At 73.3% G+C, this 19,271-nt stretch carries 19 protein-coding genes; 15 read left to right on the plus strand and 4 right to left on the minus strand.

The genetic code is table 11. The features are described 5' to 3' along the window. The first annotated feature begins 182 nt into the window (after positions 1 to 182). Positions 183 to 833: a chaplin gene (locus tag AMK24_RS09365; protein ID WP_073767002.1), complete on the plus strand. Its 651-nt coding sequence runs from the start codon at positions 183 to 185 to the stop codon at positions 831 to 833. Between the two features lie 284 nt (positions 834 to 1,117). Here the strand turns inward: AMK24_RS09365 and AMK24_RS09370 are convergent, their stop codons facing one another. Together AMK24_RS09370 and AMK24_RS09375 are read right to left on the minus strand one after the other, a co-directional pair. Beyond that, the gene (locus tag AMK24_RS09370) at positions 1,118 to 2,338 is read right to left on the minus strand and encodes an acetyl-CoA C-acetyltransferase (protein ID WP_073767004.1); all 1,221 of its coding nucleotides are present in this window, start codon (positions 2,336 to 2,338) and stop codon (positions 1,118 to 1,120) included. A 146-nt stretch (positions 2,339 to 2,484) separates the two neighbouring features. Next, positions 2,485 to 3,402, minus strand: a complete 918-nt coding sequence (locus AMK24_RS09375; RefSeq protein WP_073767006.1) for a LysR family transcriptional regulator — start codon at positions 3,400 to 3,402, stop codon at positions 2,485 to 2,487. Between the two features lie 175 nt (positions 3,403 to 3,577). Here AMK24_RS09375 and AMK24_RS09380 point away from each other — a divergent pair, with 175 nt between their 5' ends. From AMK24_RS09380 to AMK24_RS09395, 4 genes are all read left to right on the plus strand, one after another. Further along, complete coding sequence (locus tag AMK24_RS09380; RefSeq protein ID WP_073767008.1) at positions 3,578 to 4,537, plus strand: CoA transferase subunit A; 960 nt, start codon at positions 3,578 to 3,580, stop codon at positions 4,535 to 4,537. 128 nt (positions 4,538 to 4,665) lie between these two features. After that, entirely contained in the window at positions 4,666 to 5,403 is a 738-nt protein-coding gene (locus AMK24_RS09385) for a CoA-transferase subunit beta (protein WP_073768723.1), read from the plus strand. A gap of 67 nt (positions 5,404 to 5,470) precedes the next feature. Continuing rightward, positions 5,471 to 7,021: a 3-hydroxyacyl-CoA dehydrogenase gene (locus AMK24_RS09390; protein WP_073767010.1), complete on the plus strand. Its 1,551-nt coding sequence runs from the start codon at positions 5,471 to 5,473 to the stop codon at positions 7,019 to 7,021. A gap of 109 nt (positions 7,022 to 7,130) precedes the next feature. Further along, complete coding sequence (locus AMK24_RS09395; protein ID WP_073768725.1) at positions 7,131 to 7,580, plus strand: VOC family protein; 450 nt, start codon at positions 7,131 to 7,133, stop codon at positions 7,578 to 7,580. On the opposite strand, the gene AMK24_RS09400 is transcribed toward AMK24_RS09395, so the two are convergent. Both AMK24_RS09400 and AMK24_RS09405 read right to left on the minus strand, forming a co-directional pair. Beyond that, positions 7,463 to 8,278, minus strand: a complete 816-nt coding sequence (locus AMK24_RS09400; protein ID WP_073767012.1) for a DUF6597 domain-containing transcriptional factor — start codon at positions 8,276 to 8,278, stop codon at positions 7,463 to 7,465. The genes AMK24_RS09395 and AMK24_RS09400 overlap by 118 nt on opposite strands. A gap of 10 nt (positions 8,279 to 8,288) precedes the next feature. Beyond that, the gene (locus AMK24_RS09405; RefSeq protein ID WP_079190471.1) at positions 8,289 to 9,488 is read right to left on the minus strand and encodes a YihY/virulence factor BrkB family protein; all 1,200 of its coding nucleotides are present in this window, start codon (positions 9,486 to 9,488) and stop codon (positions 8,289 to 8,291) included. Between the two features lie 469 nt (positions 9,489 to 9,957). Here AMK24_RS09405 and AMK24_RS09410 point away from each other — a divergent pair, with 469 nt between their 5' ends. The 10 genes from AMK24_RS09410 to AMK24_RS09450 all read left to right on the plus strand — a co-directional run bounded on the left by AMK24_RS09410 (position 9,958) and on the right by AMK24_RS09450 (position 19,250). Continuing rightward, entirely contained in the window at positions 9,958 to 11,253 is a 1,296-nt protein-coding gene (locus AMK24_RS09410; RefSeq protein WP_073767016.1) for a helix-turn-helix domain-containing protein, read from the plus strand. Positions 11,254 to 11,398: 145 nt separating this feature from the next. Continuing rightward, positions 11,399 to 11,989, plus strand: a complete 591-nt coding sequence (locus tag AMK24_RS09415; RefSeq protein WP_073767018.1) for a GNAT family N-acetyltransferase — start codon at positions 11,399 to 11,401, stop codon at positions 11,987 to 11,989. A gap of 291 nt (positions 11,990 to 12,280) precedes the next feature. After that, entirely contained in the window at positions 12,281 to 12,364 is an 84-nt protein-coding gene (locus AMK24_RS35305; protein WP_310739661.1) for a putative leader peptide, read from the plus strand. A 115-nt stretch (positions 12,365 to 12,479) separates the two neighbouring features. Continuing rightward, positions 12,480 to 14,177, plus strand: a complete 1,698-nt coding sequence (locus tag AMK24_RS09420) for a nitrite/sulfite reductase (RefSeq protein WP_073767020.1) — start codon at positions 12,480 to 12,482, stop codon at positions 14,175 to 14,177. After that, complete coding sequence (locus AMK24_RS09425; RefSeq protein WP_073767022.1) at positions 14,174 to 14,353, plus strand: hypothetical protein; 180 nt, start codon at positions 14,174 to 14,176, stop codon at positions 14,351 to 14,353. Before AMK24_RS09420 ends, AMK24_RS09425 begins: the two co-directional genes overlap by 4 nt. Further along, complete coding sequence (locus AMK24_RS09430; RefSeq protein ID WP_073767024.1) at positions 14,350 to 15,066, plus strand: phosphoadenylyl-sulfate reductase; 717 nt, start codon at positions 14,350 to 14,352, stop codon at positions 15,064 to 15,066. The genes AMK24_RS09425 and AMK24_RS09430 overlap by 4 nt, the downstream gene beginning before the upstream one ends. Continuing rightward, a complete protein-coding gene (gene cysC, locus AMK24_RS09435) occupies positions 15,066 to 15,635 on the plus strand; it encodes an adenylyl-sulfate kinase (protein ID WP_073767026.1) in 570 nt (189 codons plus the stop codon). Before AMK24_RS09430 ends, cysC begins: the two co-directional genes overlap by 1 nt. Next, on the plus strand, positions 15,632 to 16,570 hold the full coding sequence (gene cysD / locus AMK24_RS09440) for a sulfate adenylyltransferase subunit CysD (RefSeq protein WP_073767028.1): 939 nt from the start codon (positions 15,632 to 15,634) through the stop codon (positions 16,568 to 16,570). The genes cysC and cysD overlap by 4 nt, the downstream gene beginning before the upstream one ends. Positions 16,571 to 16,572: 2 nt before the next feature. Then, positions 16,573 to 17,913: a sulfate adenylyltransferase subunit 1 gene (locus tag AMK24_RS09445; protein ID WP_073767030.1), complete on the plus strand. Its 1,341-nt coding sequence runs from the start codon at positions 16,573 to 16,575 to the stop codon at positions 17,911 to 17,913. A gap of 224 nt (positions 17,914 to 18,137) precedes the next feature. Then, positions 18,138 to 19,250: an aliphatic sulfonate ABC transporter substrate-binding protein gene (locus tag AMK24_RS09450; RefSeq protein ID WP_073767032.1), complete on the plus strand. Its 1,113-nt coding sequence runs from the start codon at positions 18,138 to 18,140 to the stop codon at positions 19,248 to 19,250. Positions 19,251 to 19,271 lie beyond the last annotated feature (21 nt).

Consider the following 19,271-nt stretch of genomic DNA (forward strand, 5'->3'; position numbering starts at 1 on the left):
GTTTCCCGCTCGGCCCCGAGTCGTTAGGGCAACCGTGCAGCGCGCACGTCTTCACCAAGTTTTTCACCGGGGTTTCCCGCGGGCTCCGGCCGTGCTGCGGCTCCGCCGTCCTACGGCCGCCCGTCCCCGCGTGCGAAGCGCCCACGCGATGTCCTCGCGAATGTCCTAAGGAAGGGCAAGTAATGCGACAGGTCCTGAAAAAAAGCATGATCGCCACGGCGGCCGCATCGGGCCTCCTGGCGGCGGTGGGCGGCACCGCGCACGCCGACGCGGCGGCCGAGGGGGCGGCGGTCGGCTCGCCGGGAGTCGGTTCGGGCAACACCGTGCAGGTGCCGGTGCACATCCCGGTCAACGTCTGCGGCAACACCGTCAATGTGATCGCCCTGCTGAATCCCGCCTTCGGCAACAAGTGCGTGAACGCCGACGGCCCGAAGCACGACCACCCGCCGGTCGACAAGCCTCCGGTGGACAAGCCTCCGGTGGACAAGCCGCCCGTGGACAAGCCCCCGGTCGACAAGCCTCCGGTGGACAAGCCGCCCGTGGACAAGCCCCCGGTCGACAAGCCGCCCGTGGACAAGCCCCCGGTCGACAAGCCCCCGGTGGACGAGCCCCCCGTCGACGAGCCGCCTGTCTACCAGCCCCCGACCGACACCCCCGGTACCGACACCCCCGGCTCGGAGACTCCCGGCTCCAACACGCCCGGACCCAACACTCCGGGCGCGCACCTCGCCGACACCGGCGCCGCCGACCTGGGGCTGGCCGCCGGCGCGAGCGCCGCGCTGCTGCTCGGCGGCGCGGTGCTGATGCGCCGCGCCCGCGGCGCGCGGGACTGATCGGGGCTGACAGAGCTCCCACGGGAGAACGGGGTCCGGCCGGGCAGCGGGGACTGTCCGGCCGGACCTTTGCGTGTGCGCCTGCGGCAGTCGGTCCGCCGTGGCCGGGCTACGGGCGCGGACTCCAGCGGCGGTTCGAGCAGGCTCCCCGCTCAGGCCGGGCCCGAACGCGCCGTCCGTTTCTCGGACCAGGCGTCGAGCATGCGCCCGACCGGCCCGCGAAGACCTCCGAACCGTATGCGGCCCTTCACGCCGCATCCACCTGGTTCCGAGGGAAACCGGCCTCAGTCACCGATGCGTTCGAAGATCGCGGCGAGGCCCTGGCCGCCGCCGATGCACATCGTCTCCAGGCCGTACCGGGCCTCGCGGCGGTGGAGTTCGCGGGCGAGGGTGGCGAGGATGCGGGCTCCGGTGGCGCCGACCGGGTGGCCGAGCGAGATGCCCGAGCCGTTCACGTTGATCCGCTGCTCGTGGTCCGTCTCGCCGAGGCCCAACTCCCGCGTGCAGGCCAGGACCTGGGCGGCGAACGCCTCGTTCAGCTCGATCAGGTCGAGGTCGGCGAGGGTGAGGCCCGCCCGGTCCAGGGCGGTGCGGGTGGCGGTGACGGGGGCGATGCCCATCGTCGCCGCGGGAACCCCGGCGCGGGCGAAGGAGACGAGGCGGACGAGGGGGGTGAGACTGAGGCGTTCGGCGGTCGCGGCGCTGGTGACCAGGCAGGCGGCGGCCGCGTCGTTCTGGCCGCTGGCGTTGCCCGCGGTGACGGTGGCGTCCGGGTCCGATCCCGCCATCACCGGGCGCAGGGCGGCGAGTTGTTCGGCCGTGGTGTCGGGCCGGGGGTGCTCGTCGGCGGTGACGGTCGTCTCGCCCCTACGGGTGCGCACGGTGACGGGGACGGTCTCGGCGTCGTAGCGGCCCTCGGCGGCGGCGCGGGCCGCGCGCCGCTGGGAGCGGAGGGCCAGGGCGTCCTGGTCGGCGCGGCTGATGCCGTACTCGCGGCGCAGGTTCTCCGCGGTCTCGATCATGCCGCCGGGGACCGGGTGGTGGACGCCGCCGGCGGTGACGCGGCCGCGGGCGAGGGCGTCGTGGAGCTGGAGGCCGGGGCCCTTGATGCCCCAGCGTCCGTCGTGGGTGTAGTAGGGCGCGGCGCTCATCACGTCGACGCCGCCCGCGATCACCACGTCGCTGAACCCGGCCCGGATCTGCATGGCCGCGTCCAGCACCGCCTGGAGCCCGGAGCCGCAACGGCGGTCGACCTGGGAGCCGGTGACCGTGGTGGGCAGTCCGGCGTCCAGCGCCGCGACCCGGCCGATGGCGGGGGCCTCGCTGGTCGGGTAGGCGTGGCCGAGGATCACCTCGTCGACCCGTGCGGGGTCGATGCCGGTCCGGGCGACGATCTCCGTGATGACGTGCGCGGCCAGCGCGGCGGGGGTCTGCTGGGCGAAGGCCCCGCCGAACCGGCCGATGGGGGTGCGCAGGGGTTCGCAGATGACGACGTCGGGCTGCACGGCGGGGCCTTCCTTCGGGGTCGGGGACGGGGTGCCGGGGCGGACACGGCCCGGTGGCGGGGCGGGTCGGGTGTGGGGTGACCTTCGCATCCGGTGACTGAGTCGGTCCAATACCGGATGCGCCTCTCCCTGAGATGTTCGACGTCTCAATCGGGCGCCGCCACCGGTCCGGCTCCGGGGGTCGGCAGGGCGTCGCGGGCGACGGCGAGCACCGCGTGCAGGGCGGCGGAGGGGTTGTCGGCCCGCCACGCCAGGGCCGCCTGGAGCCGGATGGGCGGTCCGGTGAGGGGCCGGTAGACGAGTCCGCTCTGCTGGATGTGGCGTACGGAGGTGACCGTGAGGGTGACGCCGACCCCGGCGGCGACGAGCGCCATGATGGTGTACGAGTCGGGGGCCTCCTGGACGACGCGCGGCGTGAAGCCGGCGCTCTCGCACGCCTCCGTCAGAGCGTCGCGCACGGTGGAGCCGGTGTTGGCGGGGAAGGAGACGAACGGTTCGTCCGCCAGTTCGCCGAGCGGCACGGCGTCGTACCGGGCGAGAGGGTGGTCGAGCGGCAGGGCGCAGACCAGTTCCTCCTCGTCGATCACCCGGTGCTCCACCCCGGGCCGGTTCACCGGCAGCCGGACGAAGCCCAGGTCGAGCGAGCCGTCGGCGACCCGGTTCAGTGCGACGTTGGCGTACGTCTGGCCGGTCATGACCAGTTCGAGTCCGGGGTGCGCGGCGCGCACGGCGCGGGTGAGGCGGGGCAGCGTCTCGTGGCTGGAGGCCCCGGCGAAGCCGATGGTGACGCGGCCGTGCTCGCCCCGGCCCGCCGAGCGGGCGGCCCGTACGGCGGTGTCGAGGTCGTCGAGAACGGTCCGTACGGGATCGAGGAACGCCTCCCCCGGGCCGGTGAGCCGTACGGAGCGCGTGTTGCGGTGGAAGAGCTGGACGCCGAGTTCCTTCTCCAGCCGCCGGATCTGCTGGCTCAGCGGCGGCTGCGCCATCTGGAGGCGCTTGGCGGCCCGGCCGAAGTGCAGTTCCTCGGCCACGGCGAGGAAGGCCCTCAGATGGCGCAGTTCCATGCGGCCCCCCTCTTCCCGGTCCCCTTCCGGTTTCCCGGTCCTCTTCCGGCGGGGCGCCGTCCCGGCGCCCCGGTGATATCCCCGGCGTCTCGATGCGAGCCTAATTCGGTATTGGACACCGATCAATGGGCCCTGGCACGGTGGGGCGACCTGTACACCGACGCCGGGGAGCGCTGTGGAACGGACGACGGCCGACGGCGGGGCCGCGGACAAGGTCGTCTCCCTGCGGGAGGCCGTCGCGCGCCATGTGCGCGACGGGGACACGGTGAGCCTGGAGGGTTTCACCCATCTCGTCCCGACCGCGGCGGGCCACGAGATCATCCGGCAGGGCCGGCGCGGTCTGACCGTCGTGCGGATGACGGCGGACATCGTGGTGGACCAGATGCTGGCGGCGGGTTGTGTGACGCGGCTGGTCTCCTCGTTCGTGGGCAACTCCTCCGCCGGTTCGCTCGGTGAGCTGCGGCGGCGGATCGAGCGGGCCGATCCGGAGCCGCTGGAGTTCGAGGAGTACAGCCACTACGGGATGGTGTGCCGGTACCTCGCGGGGGCGCAGCGGCTGCCGTTCCATCCGCTGCGCTCGTACGGCGGGAGCGACCTGCCCTCGGTCAACCCGGCCATCCGCAAGGTCGCTTCGCCGTACCCGGGGCCGGACGGCCGGCCCGAGCAGATCTACGTGGTGCCGCCCGTGAACCCGGACGTGACGATCATCCACGCGCAGCGCGCCGACCGCCGGGGCAACACCCAGATCTGGGGCCTGACCGGGGTACAGGCCGAAGCCGTGTACGCGGCGGACCGGGCGATCGTGGTGGTGGAGGAGCTGGTGGCGGACGAGGTGGTCCGGGCGGACCCGAACCGCACGCTGGTCCCGGCGCACGCGGTGGACGCGGTGGTGGTCTGCCCGCGCGGGGCGCATCCCTCGTTCGCCCAGGGCTACTACGACCGGGACAACGCCTTCTACCGTTCCTGGTCCGCCATCAGCGCGGATCCGGCGCGGTTGCGGGCGTGGCTGGAGGAGTGGGTGCACGGCACGGCGGACCACGCGGAGTACGTGGCGAAGCAGGGTGAGGAGTACTGGGCGGGGCTGGCGGTGGGCGAGGCGCTGAGTGGGCCGGTGGACTACGGGAGGCGGCTGTGAGCGGGCGGGACGGGACGCGTACGGACGGTCCCGGGGCGCCCGCCGCTCCCGCCGTACCGGAAGGGCCGGGGCGGCGGCCCGCCCGGCCGGAAGCGGGCGGGGCCGATGCTCCCGTCACCGCCTCCGAGCTGCTCTCCGTCGTCGCCGCGCGGGAACTGGCGGGCCGCCGCACGGTGTTCGCCGGGATCGGACTGCCGACCCTGGCGGTCGAGCTGGCGGCGCTGACCGTCGCGCCGGGCATCGAGGTGGTGTACGAGTCCGGCGTCTGCGGGGCGCACCCGTCCCGGCTGCCGGAGACCATCGCGGACGCCGTCCTGATCACGGGGGCCGAGGCGGTGGTGTCCATGCCCACCCTGTTCGGCTCGGTGCTCCAGGGCGGCCACATCGACGTGGGGTTCCTGGGGGCCGCGCAGATCGACCGGTGGGGCAGCCTCAACACCTCGGTCATCGGGGAGTGGGAGCGCCCGGCGGTACGGCTGCCGGGGTCCGGGGGCGCGGTCGAGGTGATGGCGAACGCCCGGGAGGTGTTCGTCGTGATGCGCCGCCACACCCCGCGCTCCTTCGCCGCCGTCCTCGACTTCTGCACCACGCCGGGCCCGGACCGGGCGCTGGCGGACGGTATCCGCCCGCTGGGCGTCGGCGTCACCCGGGTCGTCACCGAACTCGGCGTCCTCGCGCGGGAGGGCGTCGGGGACGAACTGCGGCTGGTCGCCGTGCATCCCGGAGTGACGGTCGAACAGGTGCGGGCCGCGACCGGCTGGGAGCTGAGGACCGCGGGCCGGGTCACGACGACGGACCCGCCCACCCCCGCGGAACTGCGGCTCCTGCGCGACGATGTCGATCCGCACCGCGTCTACCTCCGCTGATCCCACCCGACCGTGCTCTCGTCGTTCTCTTCGTTCTCTTCGTTCTCGTCCGAAAGGGCCCATCGCCATGCGTATCAGGATCGTCGGAGCCGGGGCCATGGGCCGTGGCATCGCCCAGTGGGCGGCGAGCGCCGGTCACACCGTCGAGCTGGGCGACGTGCGCCCCGAGGCGGTGGAGGAGGCGTTGGACTTCGTCGCGTCGATGCTGGACCGGGCGGTCGCCAAGGGCCGGACGTCCGCCGCCGACCGGGACGCGTCCGTGGCCCGGTTGGTGCCGCTCGCCGATCCGTGGGCGGGGGGTCCGGAGGTGGAGTTGGTGATCGAGGCCGTACGGGAGGACCTGGACACCAAGGCCGAGGTCTTCGGGAAGCTGGAGCGGGCGCTGCCCTCCTCCACCGTCTTCGCGACCAACACCTCGTCCCTGTCGGTGACGCGGATCGCGGCGACGCTTCAGGACCCCTCGCGCCTGGCCGGGCTGCACTTCTTCAATCCGGTGCCGCTGATGCGGATCGTCGAGGTGGTGCCGGGCGCCGCGACCCGCCCGGAGATCCCGGTCCTGCTGACCGCGCTGGTGGAGGGCTGCGGCCACCGGGCGGTGACCGTCGCGGACACCCCCGGTTTCCTGGTCAACCACGCGGGGCGGGGGCTGGTGACCGAGGCGCTGGCGCTGCTGGAGGAGTCGGTGGCGGACCCGGCGGAGATCGACCGGATCGCCCGGGACGTCCTGGGGCTGCGGATGGGCCCCTTCGAACTGATGGACCTGACCGGCCTCGACGTGACGGCCGCGGTGATCGACTCGATCTGGCAGGGCTTCCGGTACGAGGACCGGTTGCGCCCGTCCTTCCTGACCCCGAACCGGGTGGTGGCGGGGCTGCACGGCCGTAAGACGGGCCGGGGCTGGTACGCGTACGGCGACGGGGCGGCCGGTCCCGCGCCGGAGAGCCCGGTCGCCGGGGACGGGGGGCGCCCGGTGTTCCTGGTCCGCGGCGGCCGGCCGGAGACGGCGGCGTACGAGGAGGGGCTGGCCGGGTCGTTGGAGGCGTCGGGGGCCCGGGTCGAGCGGGGCGCGGGGCCGTCGTCCCAGGCCGTGGTGCTGACGCCCGTCTGGGGCACGGCGGTGTCGGCGGCGGTCGCGGAGGGCGGGCTGCCCCGGGAGCGCACGTTCGGGGTGGAGGTGCTGCCGGCGGCGGGGCGGCGGCGGGTCCTCGCGGTGACGGCGGCCGGCGACCCGGCGGCCGCCCGGGACGCGCGGGCGGTGCTGGCGCGGGCCGCCGCGGGCGAGGAGCCGTACGCGGTGTCGGTGGTGCGGGACACGGCGGGCTCGGTCGCACAGCGGCTGCTGTCCTCCGTCGTGGCGGTCGGCTGCTCGATCGCGGAGCGCTCGCTCGCCGCACCCGCCGACATCGACCTGGCGGTGACCACGGGCCTGGGCTATCCGGCCGGGCCGCTGGCGTGGGGCGAGCGCGTCGGGACGGGACGGATGCTGGCGCTCCAGCGGGCGCTGCACGCGGCGACGGGCGACCCGCGCCACCGGCCGACGCGGTGGCTCGCCGAACGGGCCGCCCTGGGCATGGCGCTGACCGATCCGGGGACTTCCCCCGCCGACTGCCTGGGGTGAGGGCGGTGGTGCGTCCGCCCGGCGGGGGGGGGGGGGGAGAAGCGCGCCGCCCGGAGGGGTGACCGATTCCTCCAAGACGGCGGCGGGGCCGGGCGCCTACGGTCGGGACATGACTCCACGATTCGACGCCATCAGCATCATCACGGCCGATCTCACCGCCTCGCTGGCCTTCTACCGGCGGCTCGGCCTGGACATCCCCGAGGGGGCGGAGTCCGCGCCGCATGTCGAGGTGGTCCTGCCGGGCGGGCAGCGGCTGTTGTGGGACACGGAGGAGGTCATCGCCTCGTTCGATCCGGAGTGGAAGCGTCCGGCGGGCGGTGAGCGGGTGGCGCTCGCCTTCGCCTGCGACGGCCCGCAGGAGGTGGACGCGCTGTACGCGGAGCTGGTCGCGGCCGGGCACACCGGGCACCTGGAGCCGTGGGACGCGGTGTGGGGGCAGCGCTACGCGGTCGTGCTGGACCCGGACGGCTGCGGGGTGTCGCTGTTCGCCCCGGCTTCCCCGGCGGCCTCCGCGGACGCCCCCTCTCCCGGAGCCGGCGCCTCGTCCGGCGTGAAGTAGGCGCCGAGCGTCGTACCGGCCAGGGCGCGCATCTCGCGGGCCAGGTGCGCCTGGTCGGCGCAGCCCGCCGCGCAGGCCGCGTCGGCGTAGGAGAGGCCCGCGCGGACGAGGGCGAGGGCGCGCTGAAGGCGCAGGACGCGCGCCAGGGTCTTGGGGCCGTAGCCGAACGCCGCCAGGGAGCGGCGGTGGAGTTGGCGGGCCCCGAGGCCGACCTCGGCGGCCGTGTCCGCGACGGAGCTGCCGCGCCGCAGCCGGTCGGCGACGGCCGTCGTGAGCAGGTCCGGCGGACCGGTCTCGGCGGACCGGGCGAGGGCGAAGTCCTCCAGGGCGGCGGCGGGGTCGGCGGCCCGCCCGATCCGCCCGGCGACCGCCGCCACGGTGGTGCGGGGCCAGAGTTCGGCCAGGTCCACCCGGCGGTCGCGCAGTTCGTGCGCCGGTACGCCGAGGAGTACGGGGGCGGTGCCGGGCCCGAACCGGACGGCGGCGCAGGAGTCGCTGGTGCGGGGGTCGACCCGGAAGGCGTGGGTGTCGGGCCCGGCGACGACCAGGCGGCCGGCGGTCCAGATCAGGTCCATGCAGCCGTCCGGCAGGACGGAACGGGCCTCCGGGCGCGGACCGGGCGGGACGTCCAGGGTCCAGACGACGGAACCGTCCAGCCGGGACGGCCGTTCCCGGTACCGCTGGCGGGTCGGAGGCATGGCCCCAACGCTAGCGCGGGGGCGGTTCGCCGGCTTCCGGGGGCTCCGCGGCCCCCTTGGCGTCCCGGGACTCCTTCTCCCGGGTCGCGTGCAGCCGGGACTTCACGTCGTCGGGCGGCAGGAAGCGGGACCAGCGCTCGGGGAACTCGGAGGGCATGTACGCGGAGCCGCCGTCTTCGTCGTCTTCGTCCTCGTCGTCGCCCAGGGTGGCGTAGGCGCCCGAGCGGGTCCGGGCGACGAACTCGGCGGCCTGCGCGGCCCGGGCCCGTTCGGTGGCCTCCCGGGCGGCGGCCGTGGCGAGCGAGGGCCACACCCGGTCGATGGCCGCGTTGACCGCGGCGCCCACCAGGACCGCGAAGGCGGAGATGCCGATCCACAGCAGGACGGCGATGGGCGCCGCCAGGGAGCCGTAGATCGTGGGGCCTTCGACGGTGCTGGTCAGGTAGATCCGGAGGAGGAAGCTGCCGAGGACCCACATGGCCAGCGCCACCAGCGCCCCGGGGACGTCCTCGATCCAGGGCGAGCGCACCGGCACGGACACGTGGTAGAGCGTCGTGAGGAACGCGATGGTCAGCAGTATCACCAGCGGCCAGTAGAGGACGGCTATGACCTCGGTGCCCCAGGGCACGAACTCGACCACCCGGTCCGGGCCGACGACCAGCAGCGGCAGCACCACCGCGCCCAGCAGCAGGGCGACGACGTACAGCAGGAAGGCGAGCAGCCGGGTCTTGACGATGCCGCGGTGGCCGTCGAGGCCGTACATGACGGTGATCGTGTCGATGAAGACGTTCACCGCGCGGGAGCCGGACCACAGGGCGATCGCGAAGCCGATGGAGATGATGTCGGGGCGGGCCCCGGTCGTGACGTCGGCGAGCAGCGGCTTGGCGAATTCGTTGACCCCGCGCTCGGACAGCACCGTGTGGGAGGCGGAGAGGATGTTGCGCTCGATCGAGGCGACCGTGGTGGTGGACGTCCACTCGTCGACGTAACCGAGCAGGCCGATCAGGCCGAGCAGCAGCGGGGGCAGGGAGAGCAGGGTGAAGAACGCCGCCTCGGCCGCGAGTCCCAGAATGCGGTACTCGATGCACGAGTTGACGGTGTCCTTGAGCAAGTGCCATGCCATACGGCGTTTGGAGACGTTGCGGTAGAGCGCTCGCGCCCGGTGGAGCCGGCCCGGCGGCCGCTCGGGTGTTTCGTTTGCTGCCTGCACCTCCTTACCGTATCGGCCCAGCGCCCACCGCCCGCACCGTGGCGGATCAGGTTCCGTCGCAGGTCGGTCAGGACGTCTTCGCCCTCGACCGGGCGCTGTCCGGGGCTGTCGGGCGGACTGCCGGGGCCGGGGTCCGGGCCGGGGAGCCGGAGGGGCGGGGTGAGCTGGTCCGCGACGGGTTCCGGAGGGGCGGCGGAGCCGGGCGGGCTGGCCCGCAGGCCGTTCCGGGGGGAGCGGAGGGGCCGGGAAGCGACGGAGGGTGGTGCTGCGCCGACACGGCACCACCCTCCATGCTTCTGCGACACCGGGCGACCGGGACATGCCTGGCGCACAGTGTCTCTGTCACTCTGGTACGGCCCCGGGAACCTTGCCAGGGTTGCAAAGGGTTGCACCATGGGATGGGCTGCTCGACGGCCCGGCAGGACGGGTCCGGCGAGCGGGCCGGAAAGCACTCGGGGGGACGGGAACCATGACGGGGACGGGTGCTGCGGAGGTGGGCCGAGTGACGGGCCAGGCGGCGGGCCGCCGGACGCCCCGGTCGCTCCACCGGGCGCGGGAGGCGCGGTTGGCCGGGGAGCGGACCGCCGTGGCGCCGCGGGCGGAGATCGACGCCTCCTGGGACCGGGTGGTGCGCTGCGGCGTCGACCCGGACCAGTCGCCGGAGAGCGAACTGCTGGAGGCCGACGAGATCGAGCACCGGCGGCACAGTACGGCGCTCGGCGAGCTGATGCCCCTGCTGCGGGCGGGGCTCGCCTCGATCGCGGACGCGGCGCAGCAGATCATGGTGGTGACCGACGCCGAGGGCCGGGTGCTGTGGCGCCAGGGCAATACGGGGGTGCTGCGCCGGGCCCGCGACATCTGCCTGGAGGAAGGGGCGGCCTGGGCCGAGGCGGTGACCGGGACCAACGCCATCGGAACGGCGCTGGCCGCCCGGGTCCCGGTCCAGGTCCACTCGGCCGAGCACTTCATCCGGGCGCTGCACGGCTGGACCTGTGCCGCCGCCCCGGTCCGGGATCCGCGCGACGGGCGGCTGATCGGCATCGTGGACATCAGCGGGCCGGCCTCCACGTTCCATCCGGCGACGCTGGCCCTGGTCGACTCGGTGGCCCGGCTGGCGGAAGGCGAGCTGCGCACCCGCCACCTGGCGGAGATCGAGCGGCTGCGGGCGGTGGCCGCGCCGATCCTGTGCCGGGTCGGCGGGCGGGCGCTGGCGGTGGACGTGCACGGGCGGCTGGCGGCGGTGACCGGTATGGCCCCGGTGGACCGGCTGCCGCTGCCGAAGTCGCTGCGGCCGGGCCGGGTGTGGCTGTCCTCGCTCGGCATGTGCCGGGTCGAGCCGCTGCCGGGCGGCTGGCTGGTGCAGGTGGGCGAGGGCGCGGCCGGGGAGACGCCGCGCAGGGTGGTGCTGGACCTGAGCCGCCCCCGGGCGCTCGCCGTGCGGCTGACGGGGCCGCTGGGCGACCGTACGCAGCGGCTGTCGCCGCGCCACGCGGAGCTGCTGTTCGCGCTGGCGGCGCACCGGGAGGGGCGGACGGCCTCGGAGTTGGCGCGGGACCTCTTCGGGGACGCGACCAGGACGGTGACGGTCCGGGCCGAGGTCTCCCGGCTGCGGCGGCAGCTGGCGGAGGTCCTGGCCCACCGCCCGTACCGCTTCGCCGACGGGGTGGAGGTGGAGGTGGTGCGGCCGGAGCACGGTGCGGATCTGCTGCCGCACTCGGTGGCGCCGGTGGTGGCGGAGGCCCGCCGGGCGGCCCGGGCGGAGTGAGGGCGGCGCCGGGCGGGCGGGGCGCCGGGGCGGTGGGCTCCGGGACGCGCGGCGGGGCGGGGGGCCTGCGCGGGGGCGGGGCCGGCCGTGCGCGGGGGCGGGCCCGCTGTGCGCGCCCGGGCGGGCCCATGGTTTTCTGGCCGTCATGAGCGACACCCCGCAGCCCGCAGCCCCGACCACCGAGGTGACCTTCTGGTCGCTGGAGCAGACCTCGCCCGCCGATCTCCGTCCGGCGTCCGTACCGGAGGGCGATGTGCGCGTCGTCCGGTCCGAGGTCCCGTCGCCGGAGTTCAGCCGGTTCCTCTACACCGCCGTGGGCGGGGACATCCGGTGGACCGACCGGCTGGGCCTCACGTACGCCGAGTGGGACGAGGTCCTGCGGCGGCCCGGGGCGGAGACCTGGGTGGCCTACGAGAACGGGACGCCCGCCGGGTACGTCGAGCTGGACGCGCAGGACGACGGGGCGGTCGAGATCGTGTATTTCGGGCTGATCCCGGCGTTCCGGGGCCGGCGGATCGGCGGGCACCTCCTGTCGTACGGGGTGGCGCGCGCCTGGGACCTGGCGGAGCGGTGGCCCGGGCGGCCGGCGACGAAGCGGGTGTGGCTGCACACCTGCTCGAAGGACGGCCCGCACGCGATGGACAACTACCTGCGGCGCGGCTTCCGCCTCTTCGGGACGAAGACCGCGGTGGAGCCGGAGGTGGCGACGCCGGGGCCGTGGCCCGGGGCGTACTGAGCCGTACGCGGCCTCCGGGAGCGGCGGGGGCGGTGCTCCGCCGCCCCCGGAGTTCTGGGGCGGTGGCGGCCCGGCGTCGGCGGTGGCGGTTCGGCAGTCCGGCTGCCCGACCGGTCGGCTGTTGAGCTGTGGGGCTGTGCCGCGCCCTCCCCTCCGCTATGGGGGATTTGCCAGGGAATGCCGTCGCCACCCGGCGTGACCGACACCACACGGTCTCACCCTTCGGGACATACGCGTCCACATCCCGGATAGTGGTGGACTGCCCCAAGTCACGCGTGACACGCTTCCGCCATGCCTGGAACTGGAATTGCCTTGGTGAGTCGACGCCACGTCGACCTCGGCCGCATGTCCAGCGCCATCTGTCCGGCGAGCTGAGAGACCCAGCACCGCCGCCCCCTTCTTCCCTCTGAACCGCCCTGCGCACCGCCGCGCCTCACCGCGAGTGTGCCGCTCAGAGCCGCCCTCCCGCAGTCCCGAAGGACGTATTGTCATGGCCGCTACCCCGGATCAGCCTGCGCCCGCCACGCCCCGCCGCAAGGCCGGACGCCACCGTGGCGAGGGCCAGTGGGCCGTGGGCCACCACACCCCCCTGAACGGGAACGAGCAGTTCAAGAGGGACGACGACGGTCTCAACGTACGGACACGTATTGAGACGATCTACTCCAAGCGCGGCTTCGACTCCATCGACCCGAACGACCTGCGCGGACGCATGCGCTGGTGGGGGCTGTACACCCAGCGCAAGCCCGGTATCGACGGCGGCAAGACGGCCGTGCTGGAGCCGGAGGAGCTGGACGACGAGCACTTCATGCTGCGGGTCCGCATCGACGGCGGCCGGCTGACCACCCGGCAGCTGCGGGTGATCGGGGAGATCTCCGAGGAGTTCGCGCGCGGGACGGCGGATCTCACCGACCGCCAGAACGTGCAGTACCACTGGATCCGCATCGAGGACGTGCCGGAGATCTGGCGGCGGCTCGAAGAGGTGGGTCTGTCCACCACCGAGGCGTGCGGCGACACGCCCCGCGTCATCCTCGGCTCGCCCGTCGCGGGCGTCGCGGAGAACGAGATCATCGACGGCACCCCGGCCATCGACGAGATCCAGCGCCGGTTCATCGGCAACCCCGACTTCTCCAACCTGCCCCGCAAGTTCAAGACGGCGATCTCCGGCTCCCCGCACCTGGACGTGGCGCACGAGATCAACGACGTCGCCTTCGTCGGCGTGAACCACCCGGAGCACGGTCCCGGTTTCGACCTCTGGGTCGGCGGCGGCCTCTCCACCAACCCCAAGCTCGGGGTGCGGCTCGGCGCCTGGGCGCCGCTGGACGAGGTGCCCGACGTGTTCGGCGGGGTCATCGCGGTCTTCCGCGACTACGGCTACCGGCGGCTGCGCAACCGCGCCCGGCTGAAGTTCCTGGTCGCGGACTGGGGGCCGGAGAAGTTCCGCCAGGTCCTGGAGGACGAGTACCTGAAGCGGAAGCTGGTCGACGGGCCCGCGCCCGAGCAGCCCGCCCAGACCTGGCGCGACCACCTCGGGGTGCACCGGCAGAAGGACGGCCGCTTCTACGTCGGCTTCGCCCCCCGGGTGGGCCGGGTAGACGGCTCCACGCTCACCAAGATCGCGGATCTGGCGGACCAGCACGGCTCCGGCCGGGTGCGGACCACCGCCGAGCAGAAGATGATCGTGCTGGACGTGGCCGAGGAGCAGGTGGACTCCCTGGTCGCCGGGCTGGAGGCCCTCGATCTCAAGGTCGCCCCTTCCCCCTTCCGGCGCGGCACGATGGCCTGCACCGGCATCGAGTTCTGCAAGCTGGCGATCGTCGAGACGAAGGCGCGCGGCGCGGCCCTCATCGATGAACTGGAGCGCCGCATCCCGGAGTTCGACCACCCGATCACCATCAATATCAACGGCTGCCCGAACGCCTGCGCCCGTATCCAGGTCGCGGACATCGGACTCAAGGGCCAGCTGATGCTGGACGGGAACGGCGACCAGGTCGAGGGCTACCAGGTGCACCTCGGCGGGGCGCTCGGACTGGAGGCCGGGTTCGGCCGCAAGGTCCGCGGCCTGAAGGTCACCTCGGCCGAACTGCCGGACTACGTCGAGCGGGTGCTCGGCCGCTTCCAGGAGGAGCGCGAGGACGGCGAGCGGTTCGCGGCCTGGGCGGCGCGCGCCAGTGCGGAGTCGCTGTCATGAGCGAGCGAGCCGCCCCGTTCCACTGCCCGTACTGCGGCGACGAGGACCTGCGCCCCAACGAGACCGGTCACGGCGCCTGGGAATGCGCCTCCTGCAACCGTGCGTTCCAGCTGAAGTTCCTGGGCCTGCTGGCCCGGGGCGTGCAGCGCAACGACGGTGGAGGAGAACGGATATGACGGGTACTCAGCTGATCGAAGGGCTGACCGACGAAGATCTCCGGGAGTTGGCCGAGCGGGCCGGGCGGGAGTTGGAGGACGCCTCCCCCACCGAGATCCTGCGGTGGGCCGCCGAGACCTTCGGGCCGCGCTTCTGCGTCACCTCCTCGATGGAGGACGCGGTGGTCGCGCACCTGGCCTCCCGGGTGATGCCGGGCGTGGACGTGGTCTTCCTGGACACCGGCTACCACTTCCCGGAGACCATCGGAACCCGGGACGCGGTGGCCGCGGTGATGGACGTCCGCGTCATCACGATCACCCCGCGGCAGACGGTCGCCGAGCAGGACGCCGAGTACGGCGAGAAGCTGCACGACCGCGACCCCGACCTGTGCTGCGCGCTGCGGAAGGTGAAGCCGTTGGAGGACGGTCTCACCGCGTACGCCGCGTGGGCGACGGGGCTGCGCCGCGACGAGTCCCCGACCCGGGCGGGCACCCCGGTCGTGGGCTGGGACGCCAAGCGCCGCAAGGTGAAGGTCTCCCCCATCGCCCGCTGGACCCAGGACGACGTGGACGCCTACGTCGCCGAGCACGGGGTGCTCACCAACCCGCTGCTGATGGACGGTTACGCCTCCGTCGGCTGCGCGCCCTGCACCCGCCGGGTGCTGGAGGGCGAGGACGCGCGGGCCGGGCGCTGGGCCGGGCGCGGCAAGACCGAATGCGGGCTGCACGGCTGATGACGACTGATCAGGAGACTTCGATGAGCGTGACGGAGACGGGGGCCACGATCTGGCTCACCGGTCTGCCGAGCGCCGGCAAGACCACCATCGCGTACGAACTGGCGGGCCGGCTGCGGACCGAGGGCCACAGGGTGGAGGTGCTCGACGGCGACGAGATCCGCGAGTTCCTCTCCGCGGGCCTCGGCTTCTCCCGCGAGGACCGGCACACCAACGTGGCCCGGATCGGCTTCGTCGCCGAACTGCTCGCCGCCAACGGCGTGAAGGTGCTGGTCCCCGTCATCGCCCCGTTCGCCGACAGCCGCGAGGCCGTCCGCAAGCGGCACGCCGCCGAGTCCACCACCTACCTGGAGGTGCACGTCGCGACGCCCGTCGAGGTGTGCTCCGTACGCGATGTGAAGGGGCTCTACGCCCGGCAGGCCGCCGGCGAGATCAGCGGGCTCACCGGGGTGGACGACCCCTACGAGGTCCCGGAGTCGCCCGATCTGCGGATCGCGTCGCACCAGCAGACCGTGCAGGAGTCAGCGGCGGCGCTCCACGCGCTGCTCACCGAGAGGGGCCTGGCGTGAGTGCCGTCACCACCACCGTGCCGGAAGGCACGGCCAACCCGTACGCGCTCAGCCACCTGGACTCCCTGGAGTCCGAGGCGGTCCACATCCTCCGGGAGGTGGCGGGCGAGTTCGAGCGGCCGGTGATCCTCTTCTCCGGCGGCAAGGACTCGATCGTGATGCTGCACCTGGCGCTGAAGGCGTTCGCGCCCGCGCCGGTGCCGTTCTCCCTGCTGCACGTGGACACCGGGCACAACTTCCCCGAGGTCCTGGAGTACCGCGACCGCACCGTGGAGAAGCACGGGCTGCGGCTGCACGTCGCCTCCGTACAGGAGTACATCGACGCCGGGAAGCTCCGCGAGCGCCCCGACGGCACCCGCAACCCCCTCCAGACGGTCCCGCTCACCGAGGCGATCCAGCACCACCGCTTCGACGCGGTGTTCGGCGGCGGGCGGCGCGACGAGGAGAAGGCGCGGGCGAAGGAGCGGGTCTTCTCGCTCCGCGACGAGTTCTCGCAGTGGGATCCGCGCCGCCAGCGGCCCGAGCTGTGGCAGCTGTACAACGGCCGGCACGCCCCCGGCGAGCACGTACGGGTCTTCCCGATCTCCAACTGGACCGAGCTGGACGTCTGGCAGTACATCGAGCGTGAGGGGATCGAGCTGCCGGAGATCTACTTCGCCCACGAGCGCGAGGTGTTCAACCGCAACGGCATGTGGCTCACCGCCGGTCACTGGGGCGGCCCCAAGGAGCACGAGGCCGTGGAGACCCGGCTGGTGCGCTACCGCACGGTCGGGGACATGTCCTGCACGGGGGCCGTCGACTCCGACGCCACCACGCTGGACGCCGTGATCACCGAGATCGCCGCCTCCCGGCTCACCGAGCGGGGCGCGACCCGCGCCGACGACAAGATGTCCGAGGCCGCGATGGAAGACCGCAAGCGCGAGGGGTACTTCTAACCATGACCACCCACCTCCAGTCGGCCGAGCAGCTGGCGGCCACCACCCTGCTGCGCTTCGCCACGGCCGGGTCGGTCGACGACGGCAAGTCCACCCTCGTGGGACGGCTGCTGCACGACTCCAAGTCGGTCCTCACCGACCAGTTGGAGGCCGTCGAGCTGGCTTCGCTCAACCGGGGCCAGGCGGCGCCGGACCTGGCGCTGCTCACCGACGGGCTGCGGGCCGAGCGTGAGCAGGGCATCACCATCGACGTCGCCTACCGCTACTTCGCCACCGCCCGCCGCCGGTTCATCCTCGCCGACACGCCGGGCCACGTGCAGTACACCCGGAACATGGTGACGGGGGCCTCCACGGCGGAGCTGGCCGTGGTCCTGGTCGACGCCCGCAACGGAGTCGTGGAGCAGACCCGCCGGCACGCCGCCGTCGCCGCGCTGCTGCGCGTCCCGCACGTGGTGCTGGCCGTCAACAAGATGGACCTGGTCGACTACGCGGAGCCCGTGTTCGCCGCGATAGCCGAGGAGTTCACCGCGTACGCCGCGTCCCTCGGCGTCCCGGAGATCACCGCGATCCCGATCTCGGCGCTCGCCGGGGACAACGTGGTCGAGCCGTCCGCGCACATGGACTGGTACGGCGGGCCGACCGTCCTGGAGCACCTGGAGACCGTCCCGGTCAGCCACGACCTCACCGCGTGCCACGCGCGCTTCCCCGTGCAGTACGTGATCCGCCCGCAGTCCGCCGAGCACCCCGACTACCGGGGGTACGCCGGGCAGATCGCGGCCGGGGTGTTCCGGGTGGGCGAGGCCGTCTCCGTACTCCCCTCGGGGCGCACGACGACGATCACCGGCATCGACGCGCTCGGCGAGAGCGTCGACATCGCCTGGGCCCCGCAGTCGGTGACGCTCCGGCTGGCCGACGACATCGACATCTCGCGCGGCGACCTGATCGCCCCGGCCGACGACGCCCCCGCCGTCACCAGGGACGTCGAGGCGACCGTCTGCCACGTCGCGGACGAGCCGCTGTCGGTCGGTCAGCGGGTGCTGCTCAAGCACACCACCCGCACCGTCAAGGCGATCGTCAAGGACATCCCGTCGCGGCTCACCCTGGACGACCTCTCCCAGCACCCGGCCCCGGGGCGGCTCGTCGCCAACGACATCGGGCGGGTCGTCGTGCGCACCGCGGAACCCCTCGCGCTCGACGCCTACGAGGACTCCCGGCGCACCGGTTCGTTCCTGCTGATCGACCCGGCGGACGGGACGACGCTGAGCGCCGGCATGGCGGGCGCCGCGTTCGCCGCGGCCGCCGAAGCGGTCACGGCCACCGACGACGAGGGGTGGGACTTCTGATGACCGACTTCTTCTCCACCTTCGCGAAGGAGGGCGGCCGCGTCGGCAGCGGCGCCCTCGGCAGCGGCCAGGGAGGCGTGGGGCGATGTGCGTGATGACGTACGCGCACCGCTCGCGCGCCCTCCAGCACCGCCCGCACCTCCGAAGACCTGCCGATCTCCCGGCCGCGCCCCCCTGACCGACAGCGGGACGCGAGCACCGGGCCGACGAGAGGAAACCCTCCCGTGCCTGCCCCACGTTCCACCGTCCGCCGCGGCCTCGCCGCCGTCGCCGCCCTGCCGCTGCTCGCCGTGGCGGCCACCGCCTGCGGCTACGGCTCCGAGGCGAAGGACGACGACGCCAAGGCGAACGTCTCCGCCGGAGGGAAGAAGCTCTCCTCCGACACCGTGAAGATCGGGTACTTCCCGAACCTCACGCACGCCACCGCCCTGGTCGGTATCCAGGAAGGCACCATCCAGAAGGAACTGGGCGGCACCAAGGTCGAGTCCACCACCTTCAACGCGGGCCCGTCCGAGATCGAGGCGCTGAACGCGGGCTCCATCGACATCGGCTTCATCGGCCCCTCCCCCTCCATCAACGGCTACAGCAAGTCCCAGGGCAAGGGGCTGCGGATCATCTCCGGTTCGGCCTCCGGCGGGGTGAAGCTGGTCGTCAACCCGAAGAAGATCACGACCCTGGACGACCTCAAGGGCAAGAAGATCGCCACCCCGCAGCTCGGCAACACCCAGGACGTGGCCTTCCTCAACTGGATCTCGGAGAAGGGCTGGAAGGTCGACGCCCAGAGCGGCAAGGGCGACGTCTCCGTGGTCCGGTCGGACAACAAGGTGACGCCCGACGCCTACCGGTCCGGTGACCTGGACGGCGCGTGGGTGCCCGAGCCGACCGCCTCGAAGCTGGTCTCCCAGGGCGCGAAGGTGCTGCTCGACGAGACGGACCTGTGGCCGGACGAGAAGTTCGTGATCACCAACATCATCGTGTCGCAGAAGTTCCTCGCCGAGCACCCGGACGTGGTCGAGGCGGTGCTCAAGGGGTCGGTCGCCACCAACAAGTGGATCAACGCCAACCCGGAGAAGGCCAAGGCGTCCGCCAACGAGGCGCTGGAGAAGCTGAGCGGCAAGCCGCTGGCCCCGGAGATCCTCGACCCGGCGTGGGAGTCCATCGAGATCACCGACGACCCGCTGGCCGAGACGCTGAAGGCGCAGGCCGAGCACTCGGTGAAGTCCGGCCTGCTCAAGGAGCCGGACCTCCAGGGCATCTACGACCTGGGCCCGCTGAACAAGATCCTCAAGGCCGAGGGCCGGCCCGAGGTCGCCGACGCCGGTCTCGGCGTCGAGTAGCTCCGCCCACCCGTACCAGGA

Source organism: Streptomyces sp. CB02366, assembly GCF_001905905.1.
Classification (GTDB): Bacteria; Actinomycetota; Actinomycetes; order Streptomycetales; family Streptomycetaceae; genus Streptomyces.